This window comes from Pelagicoccus albus (assembly GCF_014230145.1).
GTDB lineage: Bacteria > Verrucomicrobiota > Verrucomicrobiia > Opitutales > Opitutaceae > Pelagicoccus > Pelagicoccus albus.
In genome coordinates this window covers 176,073-190,853 of record NZ_JACHVC010000012.1, presented here as the reverse complement: position 1 = coordinate 190,853, position 14,781 = coordinate 176,073, and the positions used below count along the sequence as shown (strand labels likewise).

General features: G+C 53.5%; 7 protein-coding genes and 1 pseudogene. 3 read left to right on the top strand and 5 right to left on the bottom strand.

Annotation, left to right across the window (positions count from 1 at the left end):
- Positions 1-17: 17 nt before the first annotated feature.
- Positions 18-1,124: an NADH:flavin oxidoreductase/NADH oxidase gene (locus tag H5P27_RS10615; protein WP_185660363.1), complete on the bottom strand. Its 1,107-nt coding sequence runs from the start codon at positions 1,122-1,124 to the stop codon at positions 18-20.
- Positions 1,125-1,379: 255 nt separating this feature from the next.
- Between H5P27_RS10615 and H5P27_RS10610 the strand changes: the two genes are divergently transcribed.
- Positions 1,380-4,157: an exo-rhamnogalacturonan lyase family protein gene (locus H5P27_RS10610; RefSeq protein ID WP_185660362.1), complete on the top strand. Its 2,778-nt coding sequence runs from the start codon at positions 1,380-1,382 to the stop codon at positions 4,155-4,157.
- 50 nt (positions 4,158-4,207) lie between these two features.
- Here H5P27_RS10610 and H5P27_RS10605 read toward each other — a convergent pair whose 3' ends face one another.
- The 3 genes from H5P27_RS10605 to H5P27_RS10595 form a co-directional block, all read right to left on the bottom strand.
- Positions 4,208-5,773, bottom strand: a complete 1,566-nt coding sequence (locus tag H5P27_RS10605) for a SpoIIE family protein phosphatase (protein WP_185660361.1) — start codon at positions 5,771-5,773, stop codon at positions 4,208-4,210.
- Between the two features lie 291 nt (positions 5,774-6,064).
- A complete protein-coding gene (locus tag H5P27_RS10600; protein ID WP_185660360.1) occupies positions 6,065-9,196 on the bottom strand; it encodes a pentapeptide repeat-containing protein in 3,132 nt (1,043 codons plus the stop codon).
- Between the two features lie 269 nt (positions 9,197-9,465).
- Entirely contained in the window at positions 9,466-11,151 is a 1,686-nt protein-coding gene (locus tag H5P27_RS10595; protein ID WP_185660359.1) for a glycoside hydrolase family 9 protein, read from the bottom strand.
- Positions 11,152-11,409: 258 nt separating this feature from the next.
- On the opposite strand from H5P27_RS10595, the gene H5P27_RS10590 reads away from it, so the two are divergent.
- Both H5P27_RS10590 and H5P27_RS10585 read left to right on the top strand, forming a co-directional pair.
- Positions 11,410-12,147: a glutaredoxin family protein gene (locus tag H5P27_RS10590; protein WP_185660358.1), complete on the top strand. Its 738-nt coding sequence runs from the start codon at positions 11,410-11,412 to the stop codon at positions 12,145-12,147.
- Positions 12,148-12,505: 358 nt separating this feature from the next.
- Positions 12,506-14,443 carry a methyl-accepting chemotaxis protein gene (locus tag H5P27_RS10585; protein WP_185660357.1) on the top strand — a complete coding sequence of 646 codons (1,938 nt, stop codon included), beginning with the start codon at positions 12,506-12,508 and terminating at the stop codon, positions 14,441-14,443.
- On the opposite strand, the pseudogene fumC reads toward H5P27_RS10585, so the two are convergent.
- A pseudogene (gene fumC, locus H5P27_RS20075) lies at positions 14,440-14,668 on the bottom strand (class II fumarate hydratase); the annotation flags it as partial. The gene H5P27_RS10585 and the pseudogene fumC overlap by 4 nt on opposite strands.
- Between the last annotated feature and the right edge of the window lie 113 nt (positions 14,669-14,781).

The following is a 14,781-nucleotide window of genomic DNA, read 5'->3' as shown; positions in this document are numbered from 1 at the left end:
CTTTTCTTTAAAACGGACTACGAGGTCCGGTAGCTCGCTAGCCAGTGAGCGTAAGACTGAGGAAGGATCCAGTCTGGTTTTTCCAGGCTAAGAGATTTCGCCAATTCGTATGGATAATGCGGGTTGGCCAAATGGGCCTTCCCGATCATCACCAAATCAAGTTGGCTGTCTTCTATGGTTTGGTTAGCGACCTGGGGATTGTCGATGCCCCAAGCGGAAGCTACTGGTAGGCCACTCTCTTGACGCACCTTTTGAGCGATGGGCGCGAGGAAAGCTGGGCCCCATGGGATTTTTGCGGTGGGCGTCGAAAAGCCGACGCTCACGCTAAGCATATCCAAACCGCCGGCCTTGAAGTTCTTGGCGAGCTCGATCGATTCGGCCAAGGTTTCCTCGTCCCGCCCGTCGAATTCGATAACACCGAAGCGAGCGGTGAGGGGAAGTCTCTCAGGCCAGACTTTTCTCACTGCTTCCAGAGTCTCCAGGAGAAATCTGCTGCGGCCCGCTAAGTCTCCGCCGTATTGGTCGGTACGTAGGTTGGAATGAACGGAGAAGAAGCTTTGCTCAAGATAGCCGTGTGCGAAGTGGAGCTCCAGCCATTCGTAACCTGCCTTTAAGGCTCTCTCCGCCGCCGAGACGAAGTCCAACTTGACCCGCTCGATATCCTGCAGGCTCATTTCCTTAGGCACTTTGGGAAGCCCGGCTCCAAAGGGAATTGCGGAGGGGGCGATAGTTTGCCATGATCTCGGGTCGCTATCTGGGATATGGTCGTCGCCCTCCCAAGGTAGATTTGCGCTCGCTTTTCTGCCCGCGTGTCCGATCTGGATGCCGGGAACCGCTCCGGCGGCTTTTATGGAGCGAGCGATGTTCTCGTGTCCCGCGATATGGTCGTCGGACCAGAGGCCAAGGCATCCCGGTGTGATCCGACCTTCCGGTGCCACGCCGGTCGCTTCGACTATGACTAGGCCCGCACCGCCTCGCGCAAGACTCGTATAGTGGGCGTCGTGCCAGTCGTTGATGAATCCCTCCCGGGCTGTGTATTGGCACATGGGAGGGACGGCGATACGATTGCGGAGCGTAAGGTCCTTTAAGGAGAAGGGAGTGAATAAAGCGGGCGTAGAGCTCATGGTCGGGCTTTCTTGTATTGAACTTTAAGATACTTGCGTTTGACCGCCGGGATGATTCGCCGATCTTCGTAACCCCAATCAACGGGCCTGAGTCAGCTTCGCTTGCGCATGGGGAAACAGGTCTGTCTTTGCTTTCTTAGGGAGCCAGCTCGCAAATTGACGGTCACCCTACTAAAGTTTTGAGTAGTGCGCTGTCCAAAGGATAGGCTTCACGTCTCCCTGATTAAGCCCCGTAGGGCGTTTGAATTTATACCCATGAAAAAATCGGTTACTCGTAGGAATTTCGTTAAATTAGCAGGCTTGTCTGCCGCAGCCATGCCTGCGCTTGGAAACGCCAAAGGCGTGGTGGACAGGCTGTTGGCCAAGGAGGAGTACAAGCTCTCCCCGGGGGTCGTTCGAATTTCATGGTTGGAAAAAGAGCGTGTGGGCAATCATTTCGGAACTGCTTTCGGAGTTCCTTGGCCGCGTGGGCAGGTGCAACACGAAAGCGAATTTTCGCTGAGAACGGCGGAGGGGCGTGTGTTTCCTTTACAGACATGGAGCACAGCCATGTGGGATGACGGCAGTCTGAAGTGGACCGGGCATGCTTTGCCGGCGGGCTTGCCGAAGTCCAAATTTTATGAAGTCGTTTCTGGTAAGTCCGCCAAGGTCGACAGCCCGATTGTAGTGAGCCGGAGCGGTTCAGCCATCCTGGTGGATACGGGACTCATCAAGGCCGAGATCCCAAGCGAAGGAAGCAACTTGGTCTCCAAGGTGTGGAGAAACGGGAGACTTAGCTTGGTAGATGGATGTTTGGTTGGCTCTCGTTCGGAAAGCCCGGAGCCGGGGGCTGGCGTTGAATCGTTCAATAGCGAGCTCAAGTCGGTGGAGATCGAGCAGGAAGGGCCTATTCGTTGCGTGCTAAAACTGGAAGGCATGCACCGCGAGGAGAGTGGACGGGAGTGGCTGCCCTTTACGCTGAGGCTCTATTTCTTCTCCGGTAGCGATGAGATAAAGGTTTCCCATACCTTCGTATTTGATGGCGACGAGAATGAAGATTTTTTGAGTGGGCTCGGATTGCGCTTTTCGGTGCCGATGACTGATCAGCTCTACGATCGTCACGTACGATTCTCGGGCGATGGGGAAGGGCTCTGGTCGGAAGCAGTGCTTGGGATCACCGGTCTGCGTAGGCAGGCACCCGACGAGATCATGAACGCCCAGATCGATGGGAAGCCATTGCCTGACATTCGGACTTGGCCAGAGATCGTGAGTTCTCGACTACATTGGGTGCCGACTTGGGGTGATTTTTCCCTGTTTCAGCCGAACTCAAATGGGTTCTCGCTCCGTAAAAGGACCAAGGCCGGACATGCCTGGATAAATGCTGATCAAGGCAAGCGTTCCCAAGGATTTGGATACGTAGGTGGAGTCTCTGGGGGAGTCGCTTTCGGGATGAGGGATTTTTGGAAGCTGCATCCTACCCAGCTCGACGTACGGAATGCTAACACCGATATGTCGGAGGTGACTCTGTGGATCTATTCCCCTCAGGCAGGTCCAATGGATCTAAGGTTTTATCACGACGGCTTGGGCATGGAGATGGAAGGCGTTGTGCCTGGGGTTGGGTTCGAAGGAGTCGAGCCAAGTATGCCGGAGACTGCGTACGCCAAACAGCTCGACGGAGTGAATATCACCTATGAAGACTACGAGCCTGGCTTTGGAACTCCTCATGGAGTAGCCCGCTCGAGCGATTTTCAACTCAAGATCACTTCAGCGGTACCCGAGCGCAAGGATTGCGCTGCCTGGGCGCAAGAGAGTTTCACTCCACCTCAGCTTGTTCCGTATCCGGAAGAAATATACAAGGCTCGGGTATTTGGCACCATGTGGGGTCTGCCGAATCCTACCTCGGTAAATCTGAAAATGGTAGAGAAGCGTTTGGACTGGAGTCTCAACTACTACGCGGACCAGGTCGAGCAACGTCATTGGTATGGTTTCTGGGACTACGGCGACATAATGCATACATACGATGAGTTTCGCCATGTTTGGCGCTACGACGTAGGTGGCTTTGCGTGGGATAATTCCGAGCTCTCTTCCGACATGTGGCTATGGTTCATGTTCTTGAGAAGTGGAGACCCGACGGCGTTTCGTATGGCGGAAGCGATGAACCGACACAATCGAGATGTGGACATCTACCACCTAGGCCGATTTGCAGGGTTTGGCTCTCGTCACAACGTGATGCATTGGGGCTGCAGCGCGAAACAACTGCGAATCAGTACCTGTATGAATCGCCGTTTCCACTACTTCTTGACCACGGATGAACGTACTGGAGATGTATTGAAAGAGGTAACTGAGGCGGATCGCATGCTCGATGCACTGAATCCATTGCGCAAACTTCCCGGCGAGCCTATTAAAGGAGAATGTATCATGTCAGTGGGTACGGACTACGGAGCTATCGCCTCCAACTGGTTCACCGCTTGGGAAAGGACGGGAGATCCGAAGTACCGCGAATGGCTGGAAGGTTCGATGCGTGATATTGGCGGGTCAGAACTTGGCTTCTTCAACCTTACATTCAAATACGATCCAGAGACCAAGAAGCTAACCCCGGCGGAAGGGGTAGAGCCGCGAGCGTCTCACCTGAGCGTTATGTTTGGTCTGCCTACGATCTGTTCGGAGATGATCCAAAATTTCGATGTGCCAGAGTTCGAAGCTGCTTGGCTGCGGTACTGCCAGCTGATCGGCGCTTCCGAAGAAGTTTTGGAAAAGGAATTGGGCCCGAACTTTAAACGACCACCTTTTCCAGATGCTCACTGCCGTATTGTAGCCTATGCGGCGGCCCAGACGGATGACGAAGAGCTGGCGGCTACTGCGGCTCAAACCTTTGTCGATGTGCAGTGGAAGAATCGCATGCCGGTTTTGAGTACGGAACGCTATGAAGGTCCGGATGTTCTAAATCCGATCGACGAGGCCCGCTGGGTGACGACAAACGGGACCTCCCAATGGGGATTGGCGGCGATTCAGGTTTCCGCTCTTATTCCCGAGGCCTTAAGCTCCGCCAAATAGTTTCCATCTGATTGCGGCCCTCGATTCGTCGAGGGCTTTTTCGTTTTTTCTCAAAAGGCTTTAGCCAAAACCATGCAGATGTCGTCCTCTTGATGTTCCCTGTCGGTAAAGTTTTGGAGATCGCGATAGAGCGTATCCAACTTTTGGTTTGGATCTGATCCGGCAGCCTTTGCCATGCTCGCATCTAGGTTTTCTGTCGTGTACGCTTCGCCCTTGGGGTTCATGGCTTCGATGATGCCGTCCGTAAAGAGTAAAAACTCATCTTGGGTTTGGTAATCCAAGCTGTGTGACGTGAAAGAATCTTGGGGTGTGATGCCAAGGGCAGAATTGATGGGGCTATTTTGCGAGTTGAGATACACTGTGGAATCTTGTTTCGCCATCATGACATGGGCTCCGCCATTCTGGCACAGGTGGGCTTTCTTCGATTCTGTATCCAAAACGCAGTACACCCCGCTGGCGAAAATGAATTGACCAGTGTCCTTTAGCCAGGAATGCAAACGGTTGTTGATTTCCAGCATGTAGCGATCGGGCTCGTCGGCGAGGTAGGAGATCTCGTTGAGCGTGGCGTAAAGCATAGCTGTGATCATGGCGGCGCTGGCTCCGTGACCCATCACATCTGCGAGGAAGATGGCTGGGTGCCCTTGCGGAGTCCGGCGAATGTTGTAGAAGTCACCGCTTAGTTTAGTAGAGGGCACGTGCTTGACGGCGAACTCCATGGTGGGATCTCCGGCTGAGTTCGCGAAGCGTGGCAGGTCCTTGTTAAGCAGGCTTTTTTGAAGCAAACGAGCCAGGTCCATCTCCTCGTTGAGCTGTTTGTGGCGAGCAACGAGCTCGTCCTGCATTATCTTCTTCTGGGTGATATCTCTAGAGATTCCGAAGGTGCCCAGCGGATAGCCGGATGGCGACATGAGCGGGAGCTTGTAGGATTGGACCCACATTTGGTTTCCCTCCCAGGTGACGTATTCCTCTTTGTCGATGAAAGGTACTTTCCCTTCGATTAGATTTTGCTCGTCCTTCTCGGCGTCCAGAGCGTGATCGTTGTCAAAGATGGCATAATCGGTTTTGCCAATCGCTTCCGAACCGGAGCCAAGCCCAGTGCTCTTGGCCAAGTAGTCGCTTACGGCTAAAAAACGGCACTTGGTATCCTTGAAGTAGATATATTCGGGGAGCTCTCGCAGCAGCCTGTTTAGCAGCCAACGCGAAGAAAGGTTTTGATTGAAGAGGACGTTATTGCGGGAAAGGTCCAAGCTGATTTGGGATCGTTGCTTGATCGCGTGAAGCGCGGTGGAGAGGGCTTGCGCGAAGGAGTCTTTATCCAATCGGCAACTCAGGATGTTCTTGCCGACTCCAGGAGCGTATTGCAACTGATGGTCGAGCGTTTCGTACTCCAAACTTTCGATCAGAAAGATGCTGATCGGGGCGCTGTTCCACTCGGAAATAGTCCGGGCCAAGTTAATCGGTTCCCCACACTCGTTTCCAACGATGACCAGATCTATCTTTTCGACGAAGCCGCTGATCGGAAGCGTTGCGTCCACGGCATCAGCATCCAGCTCTGGGCGGAGCTCCGCGAGCCACTCGGCAACGAGTGGAGAACAATCAACTTTTATGGTTTTCATCTGGGGAGAACGCGGGTTGCGCGGGATTCGGTACGACCGGTAGGCTACTGAACAGTAAGGGGAGGGCTGAAGGTAGCCATACTCTGTAGGGCTCTCCTATTCTAGTTAGGATCTTAAAGTAGAGCCTTATGGTTCCTACGACCGTTGGAATTTTACATGACAGTACGACCTTTTGATTAGATCCTCTAAACTTTAGCGAAAACTCTGAAGGTTTTGCCTTATGTTCGGGCATGAAAAAACGGCTCCTAGACGGAGCCGTTTTCGAGAGGAGTGCCTGTGTCGGGCTTCGGGCTAGAGAGACTTAGGTACGCCGTAAACGTAGTTCATAGGCTGGTAGTCTCCCCCTGCAGCATGGCGAATGTTTGCTCCCGTGGCGTCGACTCCACTGAAGTTGCTCCCCGAGAAGTCGCCCGTGCTGAGCTCCGCCCCGGCTAGATTTGCTCCACTGAAGTTGATGTTCTTGTAGCGCTCTGACCAATCTTTGAGGTTATTTTCGAGTCCAGAGGAGGCTTGCACGCTGTTTCCAACGCTGAAGTCCGCGTACCGCATGTCGGCGTCCTCGAAGCTCGCGCCGACTAGGTATGAGTTCGAAAAGCTACAGTTCCTCAGATCTGCGTTTTCGAATTTAGCCCCTTCGAGGTTGAGCAGATTGAGGGCAGTGCCCCCGTAGCGATCGATATCTTCTTCCAGGGTGCCCCATGGGTTGGTTGCGAGGTTGCAATCCGAGAAATCGACGGGACCGAGATAGGTGCCAGGAGTGGCCGCGAAACGGAATAGGTTCGAACCGGTGACCTTTGCTTCTGCGAAGTCAGATCGTCCGTCTTCACGCTTCGCTCCCTGGTGCCAAATTTGGCCCCAGGCAAGATTGCTGTTGGAGAAGTCGGCCCCTTTCCAAGTGGTATCCCAAGTCGCGTAGAAGCTGCCAATGTTGCTGCCTCGTCCGTCTACGTCGGTGAGGTTTGCACGGGCTAGCCCGACCTCGTCCAGTTGGGCACCTCGGAGATTGGCACCGGTCAGATTTGCATCGTCGAATTTCACGTATCCCGAACTCGCTCCGTAGCCGATCTTTTTGATATTCATCATAGAGTCCGAGGTGCTGGCTCTTTTGATCGTTTCGGGCGCGACGTAGCTCAATTGGGCGTTTTCGAAGCTCGCTTTGACGAGGCTGGCTCCAGTGAAATTCATCACATTGCTGGTGGAGTACTCGGCGCGGCCTGTGTAGCTGAAGTCGGCTTCGTCGAGCTTTGCTTTTACGAAGGTGTTGTCCGCGAATGCGGCTCCGTAGAAATTGGCCTCAAGCATTTCAGCTTCATTGAAGTTGCATTGGAAAATGCGAGCGAAGGCGAAGGTGGCCCCGTTGAGCTTGGCCATGGAGAAGTTGCAGCGTCCTAACTCCGCGTAGTTGAAGTTAGCTCCCTCTAGATTTGCTCCGGTGAAATCCATTTTGTCGATACGAAGGCGCTCGAAGGAGATTCCTCCTAGGTCGGCTCCCACCCAGTTGGTCTTAGATCCGTCGACCATAGAGTCGGTGAGCTCGCTCTTTTTGCCGGAGCCTAGACGTGGCAGTTTGGAGCCCTCGGGTAATTGGGGAAGGTTGGTAGGGTTGTAGTCTTCCAAGTCTTCTACTGTCGCTCCCGCGATATGGGCGTGCTCCCAGTCGTTGTTGCGGAATTTCGCGCCGCTGAAGTCAACCGCGGCGAAATTGGCCCGCTTGAGAATAGCGTTGGTGAGATCTGCCTTGGAGAAGTCGCTTCCTACGAAATTTCCGGCTTCCAAGTCGGCATTGACCAGGCTGGCTCCGGTGAAGTCGCAGAAACGGAAGTTGCGGGCTTTGAAGTTAACTCCGTTGAGCTTCGCTCCGGAGAAGTTGGCTCCTTCTGTCTGAGACATATCTTGGCGGAAAGGTGTGTATTGTCCGCCCAATTTCCATTGCTCCCCGATTTGCATATCGGTCAGGTCCGCCTTGCTGAAGTTGGCGTCTCGTATGTCTGCTCCGCGAAGCACGATGCCGCGAAGGTCGGCTCCCTTAAAACTCGCACCTTTGAGGCGAGCTTTGTTGAAGGCGGAGTTCGGGATAACGGCATCTTCGAATTCGGCTCCTTCGAGGTGAGCGTTTCCGAAATTGAATGACTTGGCTCCTGGGTCTCCGCTGTAGGAGATGTCGGAAAAGTCAGCTCCTTGCAATTGGGCGTCTTGCAGGTTTACCACGGTCTTGAAGCGCTCGAGTCCGACTAGCTTGGCATCGGAGAAATCCGCTCCGTTGGCCGAAACGCCGGCCATGTTTACGTTTTTGAAAGTGGCGCCTTTGAAGTTCGCCCCATCGAGCTTGGAGGAAGGGGTGTTGCCGATACCGTGGAAGGTCCAGCCATCCAACACGGCCCCTTCGAAATTCGCTCCGGTCAGGTCGAGCATGCGCAGGTCGAGCCCCTTCACCTTCATATCTGAAAAGTCGGCTCCTGCTAGGTGTCCGTCCAGTTTGCGGAAAGCTTGCTTCAGCTCGCGTGGGACTTCGGCGTCGCCCAAGGATTTGAGCTCCGCAATCACAGTTTTAACCTGTTTCTCGGGAGACACGGTTGCGGCGGCTTGTGCTGCTGCCAGCCGCTCGTTTTCAGCTTTCTCGGCGGCAGCAAGTGCGAGACGCTCTTGTTCCTGCTCTTGCTGGATTTGTTGGAGCATCTGCTGCTCCATTTCCGATGCATTGCGCATTGCCTCTTCGTAGGCGGTTTCAGCCTCCGCGAGCGCTCCTTCCACACTGGTTGCCGTTTTGTCGGCTGCGCCGCCGACCATGGCTCCGGTTATGGACAGAATGCAGGCGAGGGCGCAGAGTCCCCAAATCGCTGGTCCATGGGTGGTCGCTTGAGTTTTAAAGCGCTCGGAGATCGCCGGAATGATCAGGTAGGCGAACAGAACGATCGCTGCGATTGAGAAAAGGGCCTGCAAGAACGCGGGCAGGAAAACGAAAATCGGAATGTTTGCGATGAGTCCAGTCCACCAAAGCGTCATCACGAGCATGGCTGCATCCGCGAAACTGCCTTCTCCCTTGCCGAGAAATTTTGCGATCGCCCAGATCAGCGCTGTGCCGATCGCGAGTCCTATCGCTGCTCCGAAAATGGCCAGTGGGAATGCCACGATGAAACCGAGGAATTGGAGCTGTAGTAGCTGACCGAGGCAGGCAAATGCTACGCTGTAGGTAACCGTGCAAAGGAAGAAGCCAAGGGCTTGATTGACGGTGCCATCTTTCTTCTCGGCGAAGAAGGACTTCGAATCCTTTGCCGTTTCGGACATGACTCCCAGAAACGATTTGGGATCAGTCAGATAGGAAATGAATGACTTCAGGGCGACGTTTGCGTCAAACGAGTCGGGCGAGGCGGGGCTGGGTTCGCTTGGACTCGGAGGGGTTGAGGGATCTTCAGACTCAGGCATAGGGCGATAGACTCAGGTTATAAGTATAAGGAAGGACGCATTCCCTAAGAATAAATACTAATGAGGCAACGCTTTTTGGACATCTTTCGCGAGAGTAACCGCACTATTTGGGGCACTAATTTAAAATCTACCCAGTAGCAGTGTACAAGTTATGCCTAGGGCGTTCCAAGGGGTTGCGGCAGCTTGTTGAGGCAACGGAATTTGGGCACGAAAAAGGCGATCCGGATAAGCGAATCGCCTGCTTTCAAAATTTTCTCTTTTTCCGCTTTTTAGGGCTGGTAGAAGACTGCTAGCGCGTAGCTGAGGGCGGCGTCCCAATTGATGGCTGTCTCGTTGGTTCGATAGCTCCCAGTTTCGTCGAACCAGTCGAGTTCTCCGGGGTTTGCTCCTCCGATAACGTGTCCCGGCCAAGGCTTTTCCACTTGGTCGCCCTCGCTGGGGCGGTGGTGTGGGAATTGGGGAGGTTGGAAGCCGTCGCCGGTCACGAAAGAGCGTCCGAATGGATTACGCCCGTAAAGGTAGGAAATTTGATCGTAGGCGGAGTCGAGATACTTTTGTTCGCCGGTAAGCTCGTGGGCTGCGTGGAGAGTCATTACGCTTCTGGCCAAGACCCCGCTGCTGCCCCATTGGTAAGCTCGAATTCCGCGGCCGTAGGCGTGTTCCGCTGAGTTTCGGACAATGACATCTGCTGCGGAGAGGAGATCGAGTTCGAGCCGTTCCAGAGCGGCGGGATCTTTCTTGGCTTCCTCGCTGAAGAGCCATGAGTAGAGCCCGAGGTTATAGCCGCGGCCCCAATCCCAAGCTACGTCGACCATCCGGTTGTCGTTGTCGACCGCATCTTTGAAAATGTAGCCCTCCATCTCGCTTAGGGCTTCGGCTCCGAAAGCTAGTCGGATCTCGATCAACGCCCAGCGATAGTCGCTGTCGGTGGAGGTCATATAGCCTCCGGTGTGAAACATGGATGTGTCCTCCGGAGTTTCGGACATTTCTTTAGCGGCGTCCCATGCCTTTTTGGCGGCAGCCAGCCAAGTGTCGGCGTATTCGGCATCGAAAGGACGAAAGACTCGGGCAGCGATACAGCCAACGGCTGCGAAGTCTAGGGTGGCGAGTTTGCTGGTAGGTGTGAAATAGCGTTTGGCGTCGATCTCCGCTGGCAAAACCATGCCTCCGAAGTAAAGGGTCGTTAGCTTATGGGCTACTTCGCCGTTCTCGGTCTGCATGGTGATTAGCCAATCCAGATTGAACTTAATCTCGTCCAAAAAGTCGGGCAACTCTCCGCCGTGCTCGGGGATAAAGGGGAGCTCCAGTGATTCGAGGGCCTCGGAGCGGCGTTCCCATGCTTGTAGCATCATGGCCGACGCAAAGGATGCGTTGACGGTGTATTTCCCGTAATCGCCTGCATCGTGCCAGCCACCCGTGGACACCTTCTTCTCTCCAGCTTTTTCGGGTTCGAGATAGTCCAGCCAGGCATCATCCAAGTGGCAGGCATCGTAGGCGAAGGTATCACCATCCCACTCGAATTCGACTGCCTCGCCGCAGCGTTGCCCGTAGAATCCCACCATGATGTTCTCCAGCGAGTGGTTTAGGGCTTCGTCCGAAATGGAGAAGGGGGCCGAGTCTGGAAGCCCGGGAACTTGTAGAATGTATGAGCCTTCTTTGTTCAGCTTACCAAAGTCGAGCAAGCGCGCTGTCTCTCCTGTTTGCGGGCTGTCGAAGGATTCGCCGAGTTTGCCTTTGAGGACGATCTTGCCGGTAGCGGAGTCGATCACCGCGAAGCGATCAGCTTTGTCCGCTCCTACGACCGTTGCGGTTTTTGCTACTTCCGGCAGATAACCTACGGTGTTGAGACGGATGCCGGGGCCGGCTGGTTCAGTGGCGAGAAGCGGACTGGCAGAGGCGAGAGTCGTGGCTGCCAAAGCCGCCGCACGGATGGAAAGGGGGAGGTTTTTATACATATCTTGGCTTATGGTTAAGATGGAGATTTAATGATAAATCAAGGATCTTAGCAATTACGTTCTATCAGGGTATGCTTCGCTGGCATTCTTTCAAACGAGACGGGATAGAATCGGGATTTGGGCAACATCTTGCAAATTGTGGGATGAGAAAGGCACGGCCTTTGCGCATTGCAGGCACCCGTTGCTGGGAAGTGCGGAAAAGGGGACTGGCATTGTTAATGCGACTCCAATCGCGAGGCGACTGCCTCCTTTGAAGTTATGAAGAAGCAAGCGACGATTTATCGAATGGTGACTCCGGAACATCTTTGTCCTTGGGGCATTAAGGCCAAGGATCTTCTTAAGCGGAGCGGATATCGGGTGGACGATCGACACCTCGAAACGATGGAGGCGAACGATGCCTACAAGAAAGAAAATGGCTACGACGAAACACCGCAGATATTCGTAGATGGCGAGCGACTCGGGACCTACGACGATTTGAGGGAGAAGCTGGGCAAGAAGCCAGACCCCAAAGAAGGCAAAACGTACCAGCCGGTGTTGGTGGTGTTTGCAATGGCCTTGGCGATGGCGTTCGCCGTTACCTACATGAGTTTAGGGCAGCTTGCTGTCGTACGGGTAGCGGAGTTATTTGTCGCCTTTACCATGTGTATTCTCGGCGTGCTGAAGCTGCAGGATCTCAACAGCTATGCCACAGGATTTGTTCAGTATGACCTCATTGCCCGAAACTATGTCCCTTACGCCTACCTTTACGCTTTAATCGAAGCGGCGGCAGGAGTTCTCATGGTCGCTTCGGTAGGTACTGTCATCGTCGCCCCAGTAGTCCTGCTGGCCAGCGGCATTGGAGCGATTTCGATAATAAATGCGGTCTACATCAAGAAGCGAGATTTGAACTGTGCATGTGTCGGAGGCGGTAGCAAGGTGCCCCTTGGGTTCGTATCTTTAAGCGAAAATTTGATGATGATCGCCATGTCCATCTGGATGCTCGCTAAGGCGTTTTAGGTTTATTCCATAGACGATTTGCCAGATATGTAGGACCGATGGGAGCCTCTCTGGCGTCCATCACTCTTAAGTGGCTCCCGCTATTTGTCAGTATTCCATCAATACGTTTGCTGGGGTGGTTCTATTTTATGTTAGGGATTTTTCCTGGCTCTCCGGGTTGTGGAACTTGCACGAAGATATGCTGCGGGCGTGCTGTTTTAGGCAGTTCCGAGCCCCTACGTACTGGTCAAAGTTTTACGTTCGGACATGCAAATTGCATTGGATTACTGAAAACGATCTTCGTGTAGTTGCTTAATTGTTACGAATTAGGCTCCGGACTAAAGTTCGGCAATTGCTACCGATACCTCTGCAAATCCACATGTCTATGCAAATTCAGATCGGACTAAAGTCTAAGATATTCGGCGGTTTCTTTGTTGGCGTTTTGCTCGCGGGAGCGATTGGAGTTGTTGGGGTGATTACCTTGCAGCGACTTGTCGGCCACATCGAGACAGGCTGTGAGGAAGTTTCCACTACATTTTTGGAAGACGCGAAACTCATAGAGTTGTCCTCGTCTATAGCTGAGCTGACGAGAGCGATTGAAGTCCCCAGAACGCATGCAAAGCTGGTGGCGGCGGGGTTTGAAGAAGCTATCGCAAGAGAGGCCAGCGTGATAGAAGATCCCGGCGAAAAAGAGCAGATCGAGGTGAAGCTTTCCCAGTTTCTGGTGGCTCGAAAGAACTACCTGGAATTGCGTGAACGAACTCCAGCCTTGCTGGAGGACATGAGCCAGAATTTAGCGAATTTTGAGCGGAAGGGTGAAACAATGCTCGAAGACACCAAGGCTGACAGTAGCTCGGAGCTCGACCTACACCGAGCTCGCATGGAAGGTTCTCTGGCCCGAGTGCCATCATTGTTATCCAGTGTTTTAAGCAAAGCTTACGGAGCGATGGCGTTCATCGATCAAGATGACAAGTTTAGCGAATTTGAAGCCGCGTTGACCGAATCCACGAACTCGCTTTACCCAAGCCTGACACAGTTGAGTGAGTCGATGTCCAAGCTAGGTTTTGACGAGTCCCGCTACGAAGAACTCGAAACAATCATCGTGGGCGTCTTTATGCAGATCGTTGATGACGGAGGGCTTTCGCAACAATTGGAACAGTTGGTTATCAAGTCCAACTCTGTGGATGCGGCGAAGCAGCTTATTTACGAAAAGTTGGACCAAGTGCAGCAAGCGGCTCGAGCTCGGTCACAGAGTATGGTCTCGCACTTTGAGATCACTTCTGAAGAGGCGATTGCTGAAGCGAGTATCGCTCGGCGAGGATTGTTGACGGCTTGTATCATCGCCATGGGGATCTCCTTGGTGCTTGCATGGACAATGCCGGCTGCTGTCGCGAAAGGGCTTTTGAAAATGGGTGGAAGGATAAGGGCCGCGGCTACCGAGCTGACAGGATCAACCGCTACGGTGCGTTCTACCAGTTCTAGTTTGGCGGAAGGGGCTTCCGAGCAGGCGGCCTCGATAGAAGAGACCAATTCCGGATTGCAGGAGGTGGCAAGCAGGTCTTCTCAAAATGAAAAGAGTGTCGAAGTCGCCACCGATATCGCCGTCAAATCGAGAGAGATGGCGGAAGGCGGTGTCTTGGAAATGCGAGAGATGGAAAGCGCCATGACGGCGATCATGGAAGGTAGCAAAGAAATAGCCCAAATCATCAAGACGATTGAGGATATAGCGTTCCAGACAAACATTCTTGCTCTCAATGCGGCTGTGGAATCGGCTCGGGCGGGGCAGGCCGGAGCGGGGTTTGCGGTAGTGGCGGATGAAGTACGTACCTTGGCTGCCAAGGTGTCTCGGGCTGCGAATGAGTCTGAAGGAAAGATATCCAAGGCGATCCAAAATTCGCAGTTAGGTGTCTCTATAACTGAAAAAGTGAAGGATCGGCTTGATTCGATCTTGGGACGTATCCAAGAAACGGAACGCTGTGTTGCAGGTATCGCCGAAGCGACACATTATCAAAGCCAAGGAATTCATCAAATCAGCGATTCGGTGACGCGAATTGACAATGTGACCCAGCAAACGGCGGCGAGCTCTCAAGATGCGTTGGATTCGGCCAAGTCTTTAGAGATGCAAGCTCGGGATCTGGAAATGACGGTAGATCAGCTCGAGACCTTGCTGCACGGCCAAGGCTCACTCTTGCAATCGCTGCGGAAGCGGAAGCCGGCTGCAGTGAAAAGCTCAGGATCGTCTGGCTCGGAGTCTTCAAAGAAGGCTGGAGCAGACTCCTCACTCAGTCGCGAGCTAGAGTTCTCTGACTGGAATTAGTCGGACGAGCGTCCGGTCATTTTCTCCGGTACGACCCATTCCGAAAATTCCTTTTCGCTCAGCAGTTTCAGCTCAATGGCGGCCTCTTTCAAAGTCGTACCTTCTTGGTGCGCCTTTTTTGCTATCTTTGATGCGTTGTAGTATCCAATGTGCGGATTCAGAGCTCGTAACGAGCATCAGTGAATTCTCCAGGTGCTCTTTGATTCTGGAAAGGTTAGGTTCGATGACTAGCACTTTGACTGACCCCATGGTGTCTTTTTCAGTGCGGTATTCCATGCTCCAAGAGTACAGGGACAGAGGACCCCATGCGAGTTTTGGAAAATCCAGTTGGTGTCAGC